18 protein-coding genes are annotated in these 19097 nt (G+C 62.7%); 5 read left to right on the top strand and 13 right to left on the bottom strand.

What is annotated here, in order from left to right; genetic code table 11:
- Positions 1–96: 96 nt before the first annotated feature.
- Complete coding sequence (locus tag BBF93_RS02435; protein ID WP_114104849.1) at positions 97–978, top strand: hypothetical protein; 882 nt, start codon at positions 97–99, stop codon at positions 976–978.
- 41 nt (positions 979–1019) lie between these two features.
- Positions 1020–2948 (top strand): hypothetical protein, encoded by a 1929-nt coding sequence (locus BBF93_RS02430; protein WP_114104848.1) that lies wholly within the window; start codon positions 1020–1022, stop codon positions 2946–2948.
- 271 nt (positions 2949–3219) lie between these two features.
- Here BBF93_RS02430 and BBF93_RS02425 read toward each other — a convergent pair whose 3' ends face one another.
- Positions 3220–4131: a LysR family transcriptional regulator gene (locus tag BBF93_RS02425; RefSeq protein ID WP_035593060.1), complete on the bottom strand. Its 912-nt coding sequence runs from the start codon at positions 4129–4131 to the stop codon at positions 3220–3222.
- Between the two features lie 160 nt (positions 4132–4291).
- Between BBF93_RS02425 and BBF93_RS02420 the strand changes: the two genes are divergently transcribed.
- The gene (locus BBF93_RS02420; protein ID WP_035593058.1) at positions 4292–5074 is read left to right on the top strand and encodes an SDR family NAD(P)-dependent oxidoreductase; all 783 of its coding nucleotides are present in this window, start codon (positions 4292–4294) and stop codon (positions 5072–5074) included.
- Positions 5075–5136: 62 nt separating this feature from the next.
- Here the strand turns inward: BBF93_RS02420 and BBF93_RS02415 are convergent, their stop codons facing one another.
- From BBF93_RS02415 to BBF93_RS02395, 5 genes are all read right to left on the bottom strand, one after another.
- Complete coding sequence (locus BBF93_RS02415; protein ID WP_114104847.1) at positions 5137–5751, bottom strand: glutathione S-transferase family protein; 615 nt, start codon at positions 5749–5751, stop codon at positions 5137–5139.
- Positions 5752–5760: 9 nt separating this feature from the next.
- Positions 5761–7761, bottom strand: a complete 2001-nt coding sequence (locus BBF93_RS02410) for a TonB-dependent receptor (RefSeq protein ID WP_233349241.1) — start codon at positions 7759–7761, stop codon at positions 5761–5763.
- A 120-nt stretch (positions 7762–7881) separates the two neighbouring features.
- On the bottom strand, positions 7882–8634 hold the full coding sequence (locus BBF93_RS02405; protein WP_114104846.1) for a sulfite exporter TauE/SafE family protein: 753 nt from the start codon (positions 8632–8634) through the stop codon (positions 7882–7884).
- Positions 8635–8776: 142 nt separating this feature from the next.
- A complete protein-coding gene (locus tag BBF93_RS02400) occupies positions 8777–10066 on the bottom strand; it encodes a NupC/NupG family nucleoside CNT transporter (protein WP_114104845.1) in 1290 nt (429 codons plus the stop codon).
- Positions 10067–10234: 168 nt separating this feature from the next.
- Positions 10235–10600 carry a VOC family protein gene (locus tag BBF93_RS02395; RefSeq protein WP_035593050.1) on the bottom strand — a complete coding sequence of 122 codons (366 nt, stop codon included), beginning with the start codon at positions 10598–10600 and terminating at the stop codon, positions 10235–10237.
- Positions 10601–10741: 141 nt separating this feature from the next.
- Between BBF93_RS02395 and BBF93_RS02390 the strand changes: the two genes are divergently transcribed.
- Together BBF93_RS02390 and BBF93_RS02385 are read left to right on the top strand one after the other, a co-directional pair.
- On the top strand, positions 10742–11662 hold the full coding sequence (locus tag BBF93_RS02390; RefSeq protein ID WP_035593049.1) for an SDR family NAD(P)-dependent oxidoreductase: 921 nt from the start codon (positions 10742–10744) through the stop codon (positions 11660–11662).
- Positions 11663–11728: 66 nt separating this feature from the next.
- Positions 11729–12103, top strand: coding sequence for a Kazal-type serine protease inhibitor family protein (locus BBF93_RS02385; protein WP_114104844.1), 375 nt, complete (start codon positions 11729–11731; stop codon positions 12101–12103).
- Between the two features lie 9 nt (positions 12104–12112).
- On the opposite strand, the gene BBF93_RS02380 is transcribed toward BBF93_RS02385, so the two are convergent.
- From BBF93_RS02380 to BBF93_RS02350, 7 genes are all read right to left on the bottom strand, one after another.
- Positions 12113–12346 carry a hypothetical protein gene (locus tag BBF93_RS02380; protein WP_114104843.1) on the bottom strand — a complete coding sequence of 78 codons (234 nt, stop codon included), beginning with the start codon at positions 12344–12346 and terminating at the stop codon, positions 12113–12115.
- Positions 12347–12361: 15 nt separating this feature from the next.
- Positions 12362–12958, bottom strand: a complete 597-nt coding sequence (locus tag BBF93_RS02375) for an HD domain-containing protein (protein ID WP_114104842.1) — start codon at positions 12956–12958, stop codon at positions 12362–12364.
- Between the two features lie 105 nt (positions 12959–13063).
- Positions 13064–14131, bottom strand: a complete 1068-nt coding sequence (locus BBF93_RS02370; protein WP_162786371.1) for a hypothetical protein — start codon at positions 14129–14131, stop codon at positions 13064–13066.
- 336 nt (positions 14132–14467) lie between these two features.
- On the bottom strand, positions 14468–15679 hold the full coding sequence (locus BBF93_RS02365; protein ID WP_114104840.1) for an RtcB family protein: 1212 nt from the start codon (positions 15677–15679) through the stop codon (positions 14468–14470).
- A gap of 366 nt (positions 15680–16045) precedes the next feature.
- A complete protein-coding gene (locus tag BBF93_RS02360) occupies positions 16046–17404 on the bottom strand; it encodes a metallophosphoesterase (RefSeq protein WP_233349240.1) in 1359 nt (452 codons plus the stop codon).
- 163 nt (positions 17405–17567) lie between these two features.
- Complete coding sequence (gene rplQ / locus BBF93_RS02355) at positions 17568–17990, bottom strand: 50S ribosomal protein L17 (RefSeq protein ID WP_035593036.1); 423 nt, start codon at positions 17988–17990, stop codon at positions 17568–17570.
- Between the two features lie 44 nt (positions 17991–18034).
- Complete coding sequence (locus BBF93_RS02350) at positions 18035–19054, bottom strand: DNA-directed RNA polymerase subunit alpha (protein ID WP_035593568.1); 1020 nt, start codon at positions 19052–19054, stop codon at positions 18035–18037.
- Between the last annotated feature and the right edge of the window lie 43 nt (positions 19055–19097).

The following is a 19097-nucleotide window of genomic DNA, read 5'->3' as shown; positions in this document are numbered from 1 at the left end:
ATTCCCGATCCTGAAGGGAGCGTCGAGCCCTTGCGGCGGGGCAGCCAGAGAGAATCCCGTTGACAGAAGCCGCTGACATGCGACCACTCAAACCGCATGACGATAACCTCCCTGCCCGGACGCGAGCGTAGCGACGCCCTCGAAGGCGGCGTGATTGCCCATTACATCACGCGGCCTGATGATCCTCATCTCCTGCGCTTCTATGCGGCCTATGACGCCGCCTTCATCCTGCCCGATGAAAAAGAAGACCTGGATGGCTTTCGTGCCTGCCTCGCCCTGAATGAGGGCGAGGCGTATGAGCGTCTCTCGGCGCTTTACGGGCCCTACCGGGAGATGGCGATCCTGCTGACGGAAGGGGCCAATGGCCCGGTGCTGGGCGCGGCCAATTTCATCGCCTTCGCTGGCGATGGAACAGACCCGACCGTCTCTCTCTCTTACATTTTTGTGGACGCAAACCAGCGCCGCCGCGGCCTGTTTGGCCTCCTGATGCACCTCGTCCGCGAGGAAGCGCGCGAGGCTTTTGCCTGGCCCGAGGGCGAAATACCCACGCCGCTGATCTTCATCGAGATCAACAATCCGGTGAAGATGAGCCCGGAAGACTACGCCCTCGACAGCCAGCATGCCGGGCTCGACCAGGTTGACCGGCTGAAAATCTGGGAGCGCCGCGGGGCCCGGCTTGTCGGGATGGAGTATCGCCAACCACCCCTGTCAAATGATCAGGGATCGGAGGATGAGTTGCTGCTCGGCGTGCTCGGCTCTGGCGGCGCGGAGTCTCTGCCCGCCTGCCGGATGCTGGCGCATATGCGGCGCTTTTTCGGTGTGACCGTGCTTAAGGGGCGCGATCCTGCCTCCTCGCCGGTGGCTGCCGCCCAGCTGGAGGTGCTGGAAGCGGCCTGCCAGCGCGGCGATCACATTTCCCTGACAGGGTTTGACACGGTTTTTGCCGCCGCCGCACAGGTGTCCCGGGACCGAAGCTAGCCGGCGGGGGGCCGGCGACCGATACTGCAGGAGAGGCCCGGATGACCGAGATGGCGAGCATCACGCACGACTTTGAGGAATGCGAGGACAAGTCGGTCTACTTCACCCTCTCGCTCTACGTCAGTGAAAAGAAGGTCACTGCTGCGCTTGGCGCGCCTCTGGGCGCTGAAACGGTACGGGATTTTCAGCGCGGCTATCGCGGCAGCAAGCGCCTGCGCGACGCGGTAGAGCCCCTTTTCAATGATATTGCCGACCGCGAACGGCTGGGCGCAGTGGATGATTTCCTGCTGGACACCCTCTGCCCGCAGAATGGCGAGTTCATCGAGATCACGGCGCCGGACGAGATTGCCTGGTCAACCGAGGGGCGCCGCTTCATCGCCACACCGCCTGGCCTTGGCAAGGCGCGCACCCTCCGGATACGTCGCTTCTGGTACACCCATGCCAATGGCGCGATCGGATATCATCTTTCCTTCCGCTACAATTACGACCACACGCCAGGGGAGTTCTACTTTCTCTCCCTGCTCCAAAAAGCGGCCGCGCCGAAGGAATTTGAAGCCGCACCCCGCCCGCACGGCGCCCCGCCCTTCCGCGCCACCGATGACCGCACCGGCATTGCCCCGCTGGACCTCCTGCGCGTCAAAAGCCCGCGCGGAGAAGACCTGAGCTTCTGGCAATATGTGCGCGCCTCCTTCGATCTGGATGCGGAAGACCTGTTTGGAAAGCTGCCGCGCGATCCCGGCAAGGGTCAGGCCCCTCCGCTGGCGCCAACCTTTGACGCGCTGGTGGCCGAAGCGCCCTTCATCGAGGTGCCCGGCCTTGTGATGCCGGTGTCCCGTCTTCTCTTCTTCTTCGAGGATGCCACCTTCTTCCGCCGCCTGCTGCCAGAACCGGACAAGGTGACCGGTGTGCCTCCGCCGCGCACGCTGATGGTGCAGGAGGAGTGCTATCTGCCCTATCAGCGGAAGCTGGACGGGTTGAACCCGCGCGGGCTGGTGGATGTGCCCGAAATCCGCATGGGGCCGGACTATTGGCACTGGGTGATCAACCGGCCGGACTATGACCAGTTCACGGACGCGCAGATCGACGCGGCCCGCAAGACCCGGCCCGGCATGGATGACCGCCGGCGGCAGGACTGTCTGCAATATCTGTTCATCGCCGGCTTCAACCAGAACATCATCGATTTCATGAACCAGGACCCGTCAGAGATCCTGGATTCGACCGACCCGATCTATCCAGCCACCGAGGAACAGGCGACCGAGCGGAAATTCGTGCGCTTCGCCAATCCGCGCGCGCTGACCACCTATGTCGAGAAGGCCCGCAGCCTGGAAGCGGCCAATGACTATATCGGCACCTGCCCCTACGCCTTCATGATCCATGTCGTCTCGATGCATAACGAGTTCATGACGCGGGAATATGAAGCCTCCGCCTTCGAGCTGATCGACGAGGTGGAAAAGCTCGGCAACAAGGGCAGGCTGAAACGCGCAGCCGAAGCCTTCTACGCCTTCCGCACCGGGCAGTATGCCAATTATTACCGCGACCGGTACATGAACGTGTTCCGCTATGACACCGAGAGCGAAGTATTCGAGAAGATGACCCAGCTGCGCGGGATCGGCCGGCGGAATGATTATATCGAACGCCTGATCTCCAACATGGAAAGCCAGACCCGGGACCGGGAGGCGCGCCTCGCCAAGAAGGACGAGAGCGCGATGAACCTGCTGCTGGGTGCACTAGGCGTGTTCGGCTTCTTCCAGTTGGCGATGATGTGGGCCGACAAGCTGCGCGATCTCAGCCGGAATGACGAGGTTTCTGTCAGCCTCAGCTGGGTGCCACCCTTCCTGGACCTGTCCGGCGGGAATCTCGATCAACCCTGGAACGAGTTTTCCGTATTCGTGCTCTACGCCTCGATGACCTTCACGATCGCCCTCGTGATTTTCCTGGTCTGGCGCCTTATTCGTGGCTTCTTGCGGTAAAGTGTGTTTTGTAAATTCTGTAAATTCAGAAACCCGGCTTTTCAGACCTTACAAGCGGGAGCAGCGGGCCGGAAAAAAGAAAGCCCGGCAGCATCATAAGACGCGCCGGGCATAAAGTGGGGTCCTGAAGGGGGGAGGAAACGCCCAATCGGAGGAATGATCGGGTTATGCCCAGGACCCTTGGCATGACGCCTAGATAGGGCATTTTCGCTGCATTGCAACATGCGACACAGCAGCTCACTCATGCAATTCTGCATGTGTTACCTAGAATTCACGAACCTTGACGCATAGAAACCCGGCGCAGGGGCTCCGTCTCGGCCGTCAGGAACTCCCGGAACGCAGCCACGCGCTTAGACCGGCGCAAGTCGCTGGGGTAAATAAAGTAAAGATCGAAAACCGGCCCGGTTACTTCAGGAAGGACCCGCACCAGACGGGGCAACGTAGCGGCCATATAGTCCGGCACATCGGCAATCCCAAGACCAGCATCAACCGCCCGGAGCATCGCGAACACATTGTTCACCTTCAGGGTCGCGTTGCGCGGGGGTGCGTCATCACGCCCTACCCGGCAGGCAAAGGCCATCTCGAACAGCGGCGTGGACTCGTCGCCATAGGCGATGATCCGGTGGTTATCGAGATCCTGAGGCTCCTTGGGCACGCCATGGGTCTTCAGATATTCGGGCGAGGCATAGAGGTTTGTGCCCAGCGTGCCGAGCTTGCGCTGGATCAAATCTGCCTTGTCCGCCGGCCAGAGGCGCACGGCGCATTCGGCCTCCAGCTTGAGCAAATCATACTCAAATTGGTCATCCAGGCGCAGATCGAGCCGCAAATCAGGGTGGCGGCGGACGAAATTGCCCAGCCGCGGCACCATCCAGATCGACCCGAACGCCACCGGGGCGGCCACGATCAGCTCCCCCTGCGGGGTTTCCTGCTGGTCGCGCAGGGCTGTGTTGGCTGATTGGGCGGCCGAGGCCATCTCCATCGTCGAGCGGTAGAGGGTGTGGCCGCTATCGGTCAGCACCAGGCCGCGGGCATGGCGCTGGAACAGCGAGACGCCAAGCTGTTCCTCCAGCGCCGCAATCTGGCGGGAGACGGCTGATTGGGAAATGCCAAGGCGCTCGCCCGCAAGGGTGAGGCTGCCGGATTCGGCGGCGGCGTGGAATGATCTGAGCTTACCCCAATCCATGGAAAGGGTTTGTGACGGGAGTTTGAACCTGCGGCAAGAGGAATGACGCGCCGGGTTGCTTTTTGGAACGCATTATCCTTCGCGCTGCGTCACCATTTGCAACCCGCCCGCCCCTGCCTAAACAGGAATAAAGACAGCCAGACAGGGAAGGAAACCGTCCATGCAAATCACCAAAGAGACCGCCGCCGTCGTCACCGGGGGTGCCTCGGGCCTCGGCCAGGCCACTGCCCGCGCCCTGGCAAAGGCTGGCGCCAAGGTTGCCATTTTCGACATCAATGCCGAAGCCGGCGAAGCCACCGCCAAGGAAATCGGCGGCATCTTCTGCAATGTGAACATCATGGATGAAGCTTCCGTGGTCGCCGGCTTCGAGAAAGCCCGCGCCGCCCATGGCCAGGAGCGGATCACGGTGCACTGCGCCATGGCCTCGAAAGGTGGCAAGACGCTTTCCTGGGACAAGGAAAACGCCCGCTACAAACGCCTTTCCACCGAGGACTATGAGTTCGGCGCGAAGGGCGTGCTGGTGGCTTCCTACCGTATTGCCTCGCTGTCGGCCGAGGGCATGGCAAACCTGCCCGAGCTGGAAGATGGCGAGCGCGGCTGCATCACACTGACAGCCTCTGTCGCCGCCCAGGATGGCCAGATCGGACAGGTCGTCTACGGATCATGCAAGGCGGGCGTCAATGGCCTCGTCCTGCCGATGGCGCGCGACCTGATGGATATCGGCATTCGCGTCAATTCGATCATGCCGGGCATCTTCGCTACCCCGCTGATGCTGCGCGCGTCGGACAAGGTGCTCAACAGCCTCGCCTCGTCAGTCCCCTTCCCCAAACGCCTCGGCAAGCCGGAAGAATATGGCTCGCTGGTTCTGGAACTGGTGCGCAACACCTATTTCAACGCCCAGTGCCTCCGTCTCGATGGCGGCATCCGCATGGCGCCGCGCTGACCGTATACTCCGCCCACCCCCGTTTTTGACGGGGGTGGGCTGGATACTCCGGCCTACCTCGCTCAGCCAGCGAAGCCGCGCTGGGCCATGGCGTCATACCAGCGGCCGAGATTGGGAAGCTCCTTGTGCGGCGCCCATTTCATCACACGGCAGAAGCCGCAGGTGATGAAGAGGGTGATGTCGGCAATCGAGAAGCGATCAGCGGCAACGAACTCGTTATTCGCCAGGTGTTCGTTAAGGCGTTCGGCCATCTTGCGGGCGGCCTTCTCGCTCTTCGCGGCCGCTTCAGCGCTCTGGGGCACTTCGAGCGGGGCCATCATCGGGTGGGCATTTCGGAACCAGCCGGCGAACTGGATAAAGAACATCAGCTCGATGCGGCGATCCCACATCTCGATCAGGGCTTTCTCCTTGGGGTCTGCGCCCATCAGGTTCGGCTCCGGAAAGATGCCTTCGAAATAGGTGCAGATGGCGCGGCTCTCGGTGAGCTTGGTGCCATCATCGAGAACGAGCGCGGGCACCTGCGAGAAAGGCGAAACCTCACGGTATTCGGGCTTTTTGTGATCCTGCTGCATGATCGAGACTTCCTGCAGGTCGACCGCGTCGAGCTTGCCCTTGGCGCGCAGGAAATAGACGACGCGGTCCGGATTGGGCGCCATCGGGCTGTGATAGAGTTTCATTGCTTCCTCCTAGAATTTTTTCGTTAGCCCGAAGGCCGCATTGACGGGCTCTCCGGGGAAATAGCGTTCATTGCCGAATCCGACATCGGCGCGGTCGGCATATTTTTTATCCGTCAGGTTGCGGACGATTATGTAGCCCTCAAGACCGTCCGTAAACACATAGCCGGCGCGGGCGCCGAGGACCGTGTGGCCGGGATAGGTGACGGTGTTGGCCGGGTCCATGAAATACTCGCCTACATGATCGAGCGTCAGGGAGAGTTTCAGGGCGGGGCTTGCCTGCCAGTCCAGCCGTGCATTGCCCAGCCATTCGGGGGCGGTGTCGATCAGGTTTCCGTCCACGATGCGTTCTTGGGCGGCGACGACCGGGCGGTTGAAGGTGTAGGTCTGGTCGCTCCAGGCAAGATTGCCGGTGGCGGAGAGCGTGTCCGTAAGCCGGAAGGTGGCTTCGGCGTCGATACCGAAATGACGGGTGGCGCCATCGGTGACATTGAGACCATCGGAATCGCGGAAGAAGAAGTTTTTCTTCTCCATCCACCAGGCGGCAACATCGAAGGTGAGGTGGCCGTAGAGCAGCGCGCCGCGCGCGCCGATTTCGAGGCTATCGAGCGTTTCGGTGTCGATCTCTCCGGGGAGTTGGAGGCTTTGCAGGCGATAAAGATCCGACACCTGCGGAGCACGGGCGCCGCGGGCATAGTTGGCATAGAGCGCGCCCCAGGACTGATCCCAGACGAGGCCGAGCTTGGGCGTGAGGAAGGTGAAATCATCCGTGCGGTCCGGCGTGACATTGAAGCGGCCACTAAGGCCGGTGGGCGCGCGGGTGGTGTAGTCGTAGTCATGGGTCTCCCCGCGCAGGCCGGCGAGGAGGCGGAGATTATCCGTAAACTGCCAATCGGCTTCGCCCCAGAGCGCGAAGACGGCGGTATCCACCGTGTAGTCGTAATGGATGCCCTGGGGGAAATTCGGGCTGGGGTTTGGGTCGGGCTGGATTTCGCGCAGGTAGCCCGTGGCGAAATCGGTATCCGCGCCCAGGCGCCACTGGATGGGGCCGGTGGGGGTAAACTCGTAGCGAGCGAGGACGCTGCCGCCGGTATGGGCGTTCTTCTCCACCCCGCCATAGGGCAGGAAATGCTGGGAGAAGATCATTGCCTGGCTGTGCAGATTTGGCAGGAGCGTCAGCGTGCCGGGGCCGACATCGCGGACAAGGCGCGCGCCGAGGCGGGCTGACCAGGCATCGCGGAAGGCTTCAGGGTTCGGATTGGTTTCGGCAAGGCTGCGGTTCTTGTAGGCGTCCGGGCCCTGGATGAAGCTGGCCGTTTCCTGATTGAGGCTGGAGGCGGCGAGCCAGAAGGACGCGTCCCATCCGGCGAGGTCTGCCTGCGTCACGAGGGAGAGCTTCTGCTGCTGGCTGCCGGTGTCGTCGCGCCAGCCATCGTCATCCATCAGGGAGAGGTTGAGGCGTGTGCTGGCAGAGAGATTGACCGAAGCATCGCCCCGCAGGCGGCCGAGGGTGGAGTAGCTGAGGCGCGCACTTTGCGGGCTGCCGGCATCCGGCAGGATAAAGTTCAGCAGGCCGTGAACAGCATTGGAGCCATATTTGGCGCTTCCCGGTCCGCGGACGATCTCGATGGCATCGGCGACTTCATGATGGGGCTCGATCAGCGCGTTGACGTTGCCGAAGGCCGGCGAGCGGATGGGCACGCCATTCTCAAGGATGAGGAAGCTGCCCTGCCCTGCCCCGCCCGTGAGCACAGGCGAGCGGATAGAGATCAGATGCTCCTGACCGGAATTCATCTGGATGTTGACGGCGGGGGCCTGGTTCAGAATTTCGGCGGGGCGGTCTGCGGCGGTCTCACTGATCAGGGTGGCATCGAGCACGGAGCGCGCGCCGGCGGCCTGCTGGGGCCGGTCAGAATAGACTTCCACCGGCTCGAGGCGCTGGGGCAGCTCTGCAAGGGCAGCGGGCGCCATCAGCAGCGCGGTAAGGGCGGCAAGTCCGGTCCGATGATACAAGCGGGGCCTCCTGTCAGCCTGGCCGCAGGAAGGGGCGGCCCGCGCACCATTTAGAGGCTTGGCGCGCCGATGGCGACCCCGGCGCGGTTCAGAAGCGCGATGCCGTGGCGTCAGCGGAGCCTAGCTGAAGGCGCGCCACAGATTGTAGACGCTGACGAGGCAGATGGCGGCCCCGACGATAAGGGTGAGCGCCTTGCGGGGCACGCGGCTGGCTGTCCACGCCGCGATGGGGGCAGCGGCAAGGCCGCCGATTAGCAGCGCGAGCGCCGCCTTGCCAAAATTCGGCCCGAGGGCAACCAGAAAGGCAGCGCTGGCCGAAACGGTGACGACGAATTCGGCAATGTTGACCGTGCCAACCATCTTCCGCGCCTCCCCGCCCCGCGCGATGAGGTTTGAGGTGACAACCGGCCCCCAGCCACCCCCGCCGATGGCATCTGCGATGCCGCCGCAGAAGCCGAGGAGGCCGACCTTGCGGATCTGCGGCGGGGCGCTTGGCGGGCGCAGGGCCTTCCAGATGACGATGAGGCCCATCAACAAAAGATAGGCAGCGATGAAGGGGCGGATGAAGCTGGTATCGGCATGGCTGAGGAAGGTGGCCCCGATGACGGCGCCGATGGAGCCGAAGAGGGCAAGGCGCCAGAATATGCTCCAGTCGACATTGCGGGCGATGGCGTGGGAGGTGCCCGAGGCAGCGGTGGTGAAGATTTCAGCGGTGTGGACGTTGGCGCTGGCGATGGCGGGCGGAATGCCGAGGGCGAGCATGGCCGAGGTGGAAACCACGCCATAGGCCATGCCGAGGGCACCATCGATCATCTGAGCGAGGAACCCCACCAGCACCAGCCAGAGAAACAGCTCATCAATTGCAAACGGCATCGGCGGCCCCGAGGAATACCCAACTTAGCCTACCTAATGACTAGAGTTTCGGATTCAGGGCCATGGGCATTTGCTCAAGGCAAATGTCAGGAAAGCTCTATCCGGAGGCGCCGGGCCTGCTGCGCACAGGCCCTGACGGCCATCAGCCTGCGGCGAACAGGCCGTACGGCAAAGCGGCCACCACAGCGCCGGAGAGGCAGGTGGCGAGCGTGCCCGCCAGCAGCGTGCGCCAGGCGAGGGCCAGGAAATCTTCCCGCCGTTCCGGCTCAACGATGGAGAGACCGCCGATCAGGATGCCCATCGAGCCGAAGTTGGCAAAGCCGCAGATGGCGTGAGCGGTGATCATCCGCGTGCGCGGATCCATCGCCTCGACGGGCACTTCTGCCAGCTGAAGGAAGGCGACGAATTCGGTCAGCACCGTTTTGACGCCCATCAGGGAGCCGGACTGGGACGCTTCGCTCCACGGCACGCCGATCATGTACATCAGGGGCGCGAAAATCCAGCCGAGGATGCGCTCAATGGAGAGCGGGCTGCCGTTCACATCCGGGAAGAGGCCGAGGCCAGCATTGACCAGCCAGAGCAGCGCAAGGGCGGCGATCAGCATGGTCGCGATGTTGAAGACGATCTTCAGGCCATCGGTGGCGCCGGTGGAGAAGGCATCCATGGTGGAGGCGTATTTGAAATCGGGGTCTTTCATCCGCTCCGATGCCGGGGTGGTTTCCGGGATCATGGCGAGGGCGACACCGACAGCGGCAGGGGCAGCGATGATCGAGGCGGCCAGAAGCTGGGGCAGCGGATTGGCCATCTTCCCTTCCAGGAACGCGCCGTAAACGACGAGGACCGAGCCAGCGATGGTGGCAAAACCGGCGGTCATCATGATAAGCAGCTCAGACCGGGTCATGCCTTTGATGTAGGGCCGGATGAGGACGGGGGCTTCGGTCATGCCCATGAAGACGTTGGCCGAGACGGCAAGCGAGGTGGCCCCGCCCAGGCCCATGCCGCGCCGGAAGACGAAGGCAAAGCCATTGGTGATCCAGCGCAGGATATGCCAGTGCCAGAGGATGGCCGAGAGGGCGGCCACCACGATGATGATGGGCAGGATCTGGAAGAAGAACAGCGGCGGCGGAGCGCCCCCGATCAGCTCACCGGCGGCGACGTTGTCGCCGACATAGCCGAAGACGAAACTGGTGCCCGCGCGCGTGGCGTTCTGCAGGCCATCTACCAGCGCATTGGCCTTGAGCAGGATTTCCTTGATGAAGGGAATGCCGAAGAGGATGAGCGCGAAGGCAAACTGCATCGCCGTGGCGCCGAGCACGATCTTCCAGGGAAAGAGCTTGCGCTTTTCCGAAAGCACCCAGCACAGGCCGTAGATCAGAACGATCCCGATCAGCGCGCGGGCATTGTCCCAGCCCCATTCAAATCCTGCCGGCATGTTGCGATAGCCCTCCCGCAAATCAGACCCAAGCCTTCAGACTTAACGGGCACGGAAAGGCTTGGAAAGCGGCAATGGCAATTGCGAGCCGGTGGGGACGCCGATGGAAAAAAGCCCTCACGGCGAACAACCGGAGGGCTCCATTCTGTTACAGCATCTGAAGCGGGCTTAGCCGAGCTTGCAGACGCAGATCTTGTTGCCGTCGGGATCACGGAAATAGGCGCCATAGAAGGTGGGCATACGGTTGCCGGGGGCGCCTTCGCAGGCGGCGCCGAGTTCGCGGGCCTTGTTGTAGACGCGGTCGACGGTTTCCTTGTCGGCCACGGCGATGGCCGGCATCACGCCATTGCCAGCGGTGGCAGCGCCTTCATAGGGCGTGCCGATCGCGAACATCGGCTGGCCGGGCGCGACGCCATAGAACTGGAGCCGGTCATTAGCGTAGAAGCGCTTGGCGCCCATTTCGCCGAGCACAGCGTCATAAAAGGCGAAGGCCTTTTCCTTGTCATTGGTTCCGAGGGTCAGGTAAGCGAGCATGGTGTCCTCCCTATTCGCGCCGCGACAGCAATCATGCCGCAGCCCCTGCGGCAAGGGGTGACGCAGCGGACATGCTTGACGTTGACGTGAACGTCTGGTGTGACACCGGCCATACAAACCCACCGTTTGAGGGAGATACCCATGTCCGACATCCGTTTTGACGGCCGCGTTGCCATCGTGACCGGCGCAGGCGGCGGCCTTGGCCGCGCTCACGCACTTGAACTCGCCCGCCGCGGCGCAAAGGTCGTGGTCAACGATCTCGGCGGCTCGCGCGATGGCTCGGGTGGCGGCTCGGATGCGGCGCAGGCCGTGGTCAAGGAAATCGAAGCCCTCGGCGGCGAAGCGATCGCCAACGGCTCGTCGGTGTCCGACGTTGATGGCGTGAAGCGCATGATCGACGACACGATGGCCAAATGGGGCCGGATCGACATCATCATCGCGAACGCCGGTATCCTGCGCGACCGCTCCTTCTCCAAGATGAGCGTGGAAGACATCGACCTGGTTCTGGCGGTTCACCTGCGCGGCACCTTCCTGCCCGTGCACGCCGCCTGGGACATCATGAAAGCCCAGAATTACGGCCGGATCGTCGTCACCACCTCCTCCACCGGCCTTTATGGCAACTTCGGCCAGGCCAACTACGGCGCCGCCAAGCTCGGCGTGGTCGGCATGATGAACACGCTGAAAATCGAAGGCGCGAAGAACGACATCAAGATCAACGCCGTCTGCCCGATCGCCGCGACGCGGATGACCGAGGACATCATGTCCGAGCAGATGCTGGCTGCGCTGAAGCCGGAATTCGTGACGCCGGGCGTCATCAACCTCGTCAAGGAAGATGCCCCCACCGGCATGATCCTGTCGGCGGGCGCAGGCGCCTTCTCGATGGCGCGCATCGTGGAGACCGCCGGCGTGTTCGTTGGCCAGGGCGACGCGCTGACCGCCGAAGCCGTTGCCGCTAAATGGGACCAGATCACGGATGTGAACACCACCCGCCCCGCCTTCAAGGCTGGTGGTGAGCATGGCCAGAACATCTTCTCCGCCGTGGCCGCTGCCGCCGCGAAATAAGCCTGCAAGGCTTGCCAAACAGAATGATTGAGGCGCAGGCTGGCCTCCGGAAACGGAGATTCAGCCATGCGCCTCTTTCTTTTTGCCGCCGCCTTTGTCCTGCTGGCCGCCTGCGCTGCGCCGGGAACGACAGACACTCCTGACATGAGCGCTCCGGAGCCTGCACCCGTGAGCCGGCCGTTGGCCGAGGCGGGCGGCATGTGTGGCGGGATTGCCGGCATCCAGTGCGCGGGCGGCCTTAGCTGCTTCTATGAAGATGGCGCCTGCCGGACGGTTGCCGACGCAGCCGGCATCTGCCTGCCCCGCCCACAGATGTGTACGTATGAATATGCCCCGGTCTGCGGCTGCGACGGGCAGACCTACGGCAACAAATGCGCCGCCCAGGCCGCCGGTGTCAGCGTCGATACGCCCGGCGAATGCGCACCTGCCGAAGAAGGCTGAGGCTGCGCGTCAGCCGCCTTTGAAGTCATCGTCTGCGCCGGCCGTCTCGCGCGGGCGGGATGCATTATCCGTGTCCGGAGTACTTTCCTGCGGCAGTCCGAGACGGCGGCCGGGCGGGCCGCCTGGCCCGTTGCCCTCATCGTCATCATCACGCCGCCAGTCGCCCGGCGGGCGGCGGTTTACCCAGTTGAAAAAGTAGATGACGGCCAGCAGAAGCGCCGCGAGAACGAGGAGTTTCAGCATGGCCGCCCTTTCAAGCTATTCTTCGGTCTTGCGGAGATACATCGAGTTCTTCGGCCTTGAGAAGACGCGCTCCACCATTGGCACGAAGAAGTCCAGCGGCTCGCTCTGATAGTCTGGATCGAAGGCAGACTGGTCATAAAGGTGGCAGAACTGGGCGCAGTATTCAAAGTGCGGATGATCGCGGAACTGGTCGCGCATGTTCCGGTCGAGCCCCAGATGGTGGAAGAAATAATAGCCCTGGAACATGCCGTGATTGGCGACCATCCAGTGATTGGCTTCCGACACGAAGGGCTTGAGGATCGCGGCGGCAACATCGGGATGGTTGAAGCTGCCGAGCGTATCGCCGATGTCGTGCAGCAGGGCGCAGACGACATATTCCTCATCCCGGCCATCGCGGTGGGCGCGGGTGGCGGTCTGCAGGGAATGAGTGAGCCGGTCGACCGGGAAGCCGCCAAAATCGCCATCCAGCAGTTTCAGATGGTCGATGACGCGCTTGGCCAGCCCCTTGTTGAAGTGGCGCGAATGCTCCGCGATGATGTCCCAATCATCTTTCGAGCCTTCCAGCATCTCGCGGAATTTTGCGCGGGTTTCTGCTTCCTGTCCGTCGGCCATGATGTTTCCTCCTTTTCCCGGCGCGCAGCCTAACCCGGAAAGCGCCCGCTGCAAAGCAAGGCGCCCCCGGACGCAAGGTCAGGGGGCGCCCGCGATGTGCACGGCCTAGTCCCAGAGGTAGCCGAGATAGAGCCGCTGACGCATGCTGGCCGCCGGGCGTGTCGCGCCCTGCAGATCCTGGGCCTTGTGGACCTGATCGGTCAGCTGGCTGCGCAGCAGGTGCCAGGGCTCGCCCGCGCGGATACCCACCTGCCTCAGGACCGGGAGGATCTCGTGGAGAACCTCGTCAGGCACGTCGGCATTGTCCTGCCCGAGCGCTTCGGCCAGGCGCCAGCCGCCCGTATCCCGCCAGAGCGCGACGGCCACCGGGCCGCCTCCCCCCTGCCAGATCCACAGCGCCATCCGGCCGGAGGCAAGAGCGGGCGCGTAATCCCTCAAGCAGTTGCGCATTTCCAGCGCGACGGCCTGAAGATGCTCCATCCGGCGGACCGGCGAGAACGGCGCCGGAAGGGTGGGCACCGCAGTCGTCTCGCCGAACGCTGGCGGCTGGATCGCCGAGAGCGCCATTTCGAACAGGGCCGTTGCATCCTTCGCCCGGGCGAACTGGCGGGCAATGTCTGCGCCTGCCCCCTCACCGCGGATATGCAGGGCCATGTTCCAGGCTGCAACGAGGCAACGCGCCGCCTCCATATCCGGCCCGAGGGCCGCAACAATGGACGGGCGGCGGAGCAGCGCGGGAAGCGCGGCGACCACCGAAAGAACCGCAGACTGAATATCCGCCATATGACGGATAAGCTGGCGCGCGGCCTCATCGCGAAACAGACCGAAGAACTGGGCGTAGGCCGCCTCCGTCCAGAGCGCCTCGCCCATCCGCCCAAGCGCTTTCATCACGCCGCCGGGCGGGTGACTGCCGAAAAGCTCGACCGCCAGCTCACCATCCCGCGCGCGGCTCGCGAGCCATTGAACGCGCTGCGCGGTGTAGCCATCCCGCAGGGCGAGAATGGCTGCGGCATGGCGGCGCGCCGACGGCAGCATGAGGAAATCCTCATGCGGCGCAGGCCAGATGCGCGCGATTGTTTCCGCATGCGGACCGGCAAGGAAAACTATAAGCGGCGTGACCGGCAACGCCCGGCTATCGGCCAGGAGCACCGGCAGGCTCATGGGCGTTCCCATGATCACCTCCAACTGATTATGCGCAGGCGCCGACTAGGCGCGCTCGGCAGGGTCAGATCAATTCTGCGAGGGTCAGCCAGCCACCGGCAAACGCGCGGGGGCCGCAGACGGCGCTCCCCGGTAAAGCGAGGAGCAGGTATGGACTTCAATACACTGCTTCATGGGTGTTTCCGTTTCTGAGGCGGCGCCATCAAATCCTTTGACGGATCATTTTATGCGCCAGGATGTGCGTCATGCCAATGGCGCGACAATCTGTCAATGAGCCTTCTCGAAAATAAATTCCGTCTAGAGATTATTTTCAGCAGAAGCCGCGGAAGGCTGAAGCGCTGGCGCGCCTCAGCCCTTTACACAGACGACCTGTTTGAGGGTGTGGACCACTTCCACCAGATCAGACTGCGCCGCCATGACGGCATCGATGTCCTTGTAGGCCATCGGCGTTTCGTCGATCACGCCGGCATCCTTGCGGCATTCCACGCCGGCGGTTGCGGCAAGGTGGTCCTCAAGGGTGAAGCGGCGCTTGGCTTCGGCACGGCTCATCGTGCGCCCTGCCCCATGCGAGCAGGAGCAGAAGGAATCCGCATTGCCTTTGCCGCGCACGATGAAGGATTTCGCCCCCATCGAGCCCGGAATAATACCCAGCTCATCCTTGCGGGCGCGCACGGCGCCCTTGCGGGTGACCCAGACATCTGCGCCGAAATGGTGTTCCCGCTCCACATAATTGTGGTGGCAGTTCACCGCCGACTTCTCCAGCGTGAAGGCCGGAAGTACCTCCCGCATGGCCATCAGCACACGGTCCATCATCACTTCGCGGTTGAGGCGCGCATAGTCCTGCGCCCAGCCGACGGCTTCGATATAGTCGCCGAACAGGGGCTCTCCTTCCATGAAGAAGGCGAGATCCTTGTCCGGCACGTGATAGCCGAGCACCCGTTTCTCCAGCGCCTCGCGAGCTTCCTGGATAAAGTAGGTGCCGAGGATGTTGCCCGTTCCGCGCGAACCCGAATGCAGCATCACCCACACGCGGGCCTCTTCATCAAGGCAAAGCTCGATGAAATGGTTACCGCCGCCGAGCGTTCCGAGCTGCCTGGCAAGCATCGTGCGCTGGATGCGCCGGTGTTTGGCAAGCACCTTATCGAGCCGCTCGGGCAGCCCCGAATTGCGCAGCGCAGTCGCCGCACGCGCCGGAGCATCCTTGTGATTGCCACCAGGGCCATTGCCGACCGGGATCTTGCGTTCGATCTGACTACGGACGGCCGCAAGGCTATCGGGCAGATCATTCGCGGTGAGGCTGGTGCGGATCGCCATCATGCCACAGCCGATGTCGACGCCCACAGCCGCCGGAATGATGGCGCCTTTGGTCGGGATGACGGAGCCCACGGTCGCGCCACGCCCGAAATGAACGTCCGGCATCACGGCGAGATGCGAATGCACGAAGGGCAGACCGGCAACGTTTTCCAGCTGCTCGCGCGCTTCAGGCTCCACCTCAACACCTTTCACCCAGGCCTTGATGCGGCCCGCAGCGTAGGTTTCGAAGACTTCAAACTCACTCATCGTCTTTACAGCTTCCTCCCGGAAGCGCCTCCTTTTCAAGCCCTCCACGCGGCCCCTTCGGATTTCAGACAAGAAAAAACCCTCCGGGCGAAACGCGCGGAGGGCGGGCATAAGACCCTTTCGGGCCTTCGGGACTGATCGTCAGCCCCTATCCAGCAACCTCCATGCGGAAACGCGCCGCGACCTGTTCCAGGCCCGCGTCCGTCCTTGGCTGAGTTAAGGGCCGATACGTCATCGGGCACTCCGTTGCTGAATGGAGGCGCCCTATGATGGAGACGGATGAAACCGTCAAGCAGAAAATGAAAGGCTCCGAGCAAAACTGCCCAGAGCCTTTTGATCTTCTTCGGAAAAATAATTCCCGGATAATCAGTTTACGGCGCGGCCGGATTGGTCAAACCGTATACGGAAGTCTTCCAGCGTGATGGTGTAATCATCCGCGTCGTGGAATTCAGCATCGGTCATTTCCGGCTGCTCATGGCCGCGATACCAGGCGGCATATTCGGGCATTTCGCGGCTGAACTTCTTGTAGTGCGTGGAGTAGCTGGAGACCTTCACGCTGGGCACATCGGTGCTGAAATCGAAGGTCATCAGGCGCAGCCAGCCATCACCGATGCCAACCGGCCAGGCAGACCGGAGGCCAGCATCCTTGGCGGTCTGGCCGCGATCCTGAAAGTCGGCAAGGATCTGCCAGACCTTCTGGCCCGAAGCGTTGTCATCCACGCGCATCGACTGGCCATGCTGGTGACCGGCCAGCACAAGGAAGATCTGGTCGTTCTGGCTGATGAACTTGTCCCACACCATCTGGGGTGTGTTGTGGGCGTCGGGATCGGCAGCATGGCTGTCGACAACGGGGCTCGGCACGCGCTCGCCCTTGCGGTTGAGGAAGTCGTGGGTGGTGACGATGGTGGGCAGGCCCTCATACTGATCGATCACCGAAGACGCCCAGACAAGGGATGTATCCGGCGGATCGAACTGCAGGCCGATATGCAGGAAGCGATAGCCGCCCGCTTCGAAGATCTGGGCGCTGTCCGTGCCGCCATCATGGGAGGCAACATACCAGGGCTGGTCTTTGAAAAAGGCAGAGTCCGGATTGAACACTTCGCGGAAATTATCGAGCCCGCCAGCATGCAGCATGCCGAGGGAGGTGAGGTCGTTGGGATCGACTTCGGCGGGGCTGGTAACGCGCGGGGGGAATTTGGAATCGGTCCAGGTGGCGTCATAGTCATGATTGCCTGGAACGACGGAGAACGGCGTCTTGCCGGCGATCAGCTCGAAGCCTTCCCGGGCCTTGGGCATCTCGACGGTTTTCACCTTGTCGCTGGGCGAGAGATGGGCGTCGAAAATCGGATTGGGGACGGCCTTGAAGCCGCGCGCCTCATGCTCGGGATCGATCTTGACGGTGCCGTGCTGCCAGACATCGCCGACATGCGTAACGAAGGCGATATCCCCGCCCTGGCTTTCGAGATTATCGGCGATCCAGCCCATCTGCTCGATGAAGAGATCGGCCGCATCAAACGGGAAGCCTTCTGCGGTCTGGTGCGTGTAGTCGGTATAGTTCTGCGTGTCGGGGATCACCGCGATGGTGAAGCGGGCATCGGCCGTGGTGGCTGCGGTGGGCATTTCAGGGGCGAGGGCAGCGGGCTGCACCGGTGTGGCGGCGCAGGCGGCGAACAGGCCAAGCGCGGCCAGCATCGCCGTCGCTGACAAGAGGTGAGGGCGTTTCATCGGACTGTCTCCAGGAGGGTGGCCCTCTGCGCCTAACGCGCATGGATGACAGTTTTTACAGCGGCCCGCCCCCTTCCCCGGCCGGAAGACGGCAAAAAGCAAAACGCCCCGGAGCGGGGCTCCAGGGCGTCATGAAATCGATCTGGAAAGATCCAGCGAAAGACTAGTCTTCTGCAGCTTCCAGCTCAGCGGCGTGACGGGCTTTGTCAGCAGCGCCCTTGGCCGATTCGTCACGGTCCACGAGTTCGAGGACGGCGATCGGGGCGTTGTCGCCCGGGCGGAAGCCGGCTTTCAGAACGCGGGTGTAGCCGCCGTTGCGGTCCTTGTAACGCTCGCCGAAGACTTCGAAGAGCTTGCGGACAGCCGTTTCATTGCGGACTTGCGACAGCGCGGCGCGGCGGGCAGCAAGGTCGCCCTTCTTTGCGAGGCTGACGAGCTTGTCCATGATCGGGGCCATTTCCTTGGCCTTCGGCAGGGTGGTGATGATCTGCTCGTGCTCGATCAGGCTGGCAGCCATGTTCGCGAACATCGCCTTGCGGTGCGAGGTCGTCTTGTTGAGCTTGCGGTGGGCAATCTGGTGGCGCATGGCTACATTCCTTCCGAGGTGGTCAGGCCCCGGTCATTCCTGGGCTAGATGTGATCGTCGTATTTCTTGGCGAGACCTTCGATGTCCTCCGGCGGCCAATCCGGCACTTCCATGCCAAGATGCAGGCCCATGCCGGCGAGAACTTCCTTGATCTCGTTCAGCGACTTGCGGCCGAAGTTCGGCGTGCGGAGCATTTCCGCCTCGGACTTCTGGATCAGGTCGCCGATGTAAACGATGTTGTCGTTCTTGAGGCAGTTGGCCGAGCGAACAGAGAGTTCGAGCTCGTCGACTTTCTTGAGCAGAACCGGGTTGAAGCCCAGATCCGTTTCGTCTGCCGAGCCGCCGGTTTCGAGCGTGGGCTCTTCGAAGTTGATGAAGAGCTGGAGCTGGTCCTGAAGGATGCGGGCAGCATAGGCGACAGAATCTTCCGGCGACAGCGAACCATCGGTTTCCACGTCAAGGGTCAGCTTGTCATAATCGAGGACGGTGCCTTCACGGGTGTCTTCAACCTGATAGCCAACGCGGCGAACCGGCGAATAGATGGCATCAATCGGAATATAGCCGATCGGCGCGTCTTCCGGGCGGTGGCCTTCGGCGGCGACATAGCCCTTGCCGGTGGCAACGGTGAATTCCATGCGGACTTCAGAACCGCCGTCCAGCGTACAGATGACAAGATCCGGGTTGAGGATCTTCACATCGCCGGGGGTTTCGATCTGGCCAGCCTTGACTTCGCCGGGCCCCTTGGCGCGCAGAACCATGCGCTTGGGCGTATCGGATTCCATGAAGATCGCGACCTGCTTGAGGTTCAGCACGATCGTCGTGACATCTTCACGCACGCCAGGGATGGCGGAGAATTCGTGGACAACGCCGTCGATCTGGACGCCGATGATGGCGGCGCCTTGCAGCGACGAGAGAAGTACGCGGCGCAGGGCGTTGCCGAGCGTCGTGCCGTAGCCGCGCTCCAGAGGCTCGACCACGAGCTTTGCTTTGCGCTTGGCGTCGTATCCGGCCTGGACGACAGGACGGTTCGGACGGATCAGCACTTTCCAGTTACGGTCATTCACAGTGGTCATTCAGGGTTCCTCGAAAAGGACAGCAGCGCCGGAG

It is taken from the genome of Hyphomonas sp. CACIAM 19H1 (assembly GCF_003325995.1).
GTDB lineage: Bacteria > Pseudomonadota > Alphaproteobacteria > Caulobacterales > Hyphomonadaceae > Hyphomonas > Hyphomonas polymorpha.
The sequence above is the reverse complement of the archived record's forward strand: the minus strand, read 5'-3'. Positions and strand labels throughout refer to the sequence as shown.

Excerpts from the sequence above, each read along its gene's own strand:
- BBF93_RS02435 (WP_114104849.1), top strand. The coding sequence starts at position 97 with ATGACGATAACCTCCCTGCCCGGACGCGAGCGTAGCGACGCCCTCGAA.
- BBF93_RS02430 (WP_114104848.1), top strand. The coding sequence starts at position 1,020 with ATGACCGAGATGGCGAGCATCACGCACGACTTTGAGGAATGCGAGGAC.
- BBF93_RS02425 (WP_035593060.1), bottom strand. The coding sequence starts at position 4,131 with ATGGATTGGGGTAAGCTCAGATCATTCCACGCCGCCGCCGAATCCGGC.
- BBF93_RS02420 (WP_035593058.1), top strand. The coding sequence starts at position 4,292 with ATGCAAATCACCAAAGAGACCGCCGCCGTCGTCACCGGGGGTGCCTCG.
- BBF93_RS02415 (WP_114104847.1), bottom strand. The coding sequence starts at position 5,751 with ATGAAACTCTATCACAGCCCGATGGCGCCCAATCCGGACCGCGTCGTC.
- BBF93_RS02405 (WP_114104846.1), bottom strand. The coding sequence starts at position 8,634 with ATGCCGTTTGCAATTGATGAGCTGTTTCTCTGGCTGGTGCTGGTGGGG.
- BBF93_RS02400 (WP_114104845.1), bottom strand. The coding sequence starts at position 10,066 with ATGCCGGCAGGATTTGAATGGGGCTGGGACAATGCCCGCGCGCTGATC.
- BBF93_RS02395 (WP_035593050.1), bottom strand. The coding sequence starts at position 10,600 with ATGCTCGCTTACCTGACCCTCGGAACCAATGACAAGGAAAAGGCCTTC.
- BBF93_RS02390 (WP_035593049.1), top strand. The coding sequence starts at position 10,742 with ATGTCCGACATCCGTTTTGACGGCCGCGTTGCCATCGTGACCGGCGCA.
- BBF93_RS02385 (WP_114104844.1), top strand. The coding sequence starts at position 11,729 with ATGCGCCTCTTTCTTTTTGCCGCCGCCTTTGTCCTGCTGGCCGCCTGC.
- BBF93_RS02380 (WP_114104843.1), bottom strand. The coding sequence starts at position 12,346 with ATGCTGAAACTCCTCGTTCTCGCGGCGCTTCTGCTGGCCGTCATCTAC.
- BBF93_RS02375 (WP_114104842.1), bottom strand. The coding sequence starts at position 12,958 with ATGGCCGACGGACAGGAAGCAGAAACCCGCGCAAAATTCCGCGAGATG.
- BBF93_RS02370 (WP_162786371.1), bottom strand. The coding sequence starts at position 14,131 with ATGGGAACGCCCATGAGCCTGCCGGTGCTCCTGGCCGATAGCCGGGCG.
- BBF93_RS02365 (WP_114104840.1), bottom strand. The coding sequence starts at position 15,679 with ATGAGTGAGTTTGAAGTCTTCGAAACCTACGCTGCGGGCCGCATCAAG.
- BBF93_RS02360 (WP_233349240.1), bottom strand. The coding sequence starts at position 17,404 with ATGAAACGCCCTCACCTCTTGTCAGCGACGGCGATGCTGGCCGCGCTT.
- rplQ (WP_035593036.1), bottom strand. The coding sequence starts at position 17,990 with ATGCGCCACCAGATTGCCCACCGCAAGCTCAACAAGACGACCTCGCAC.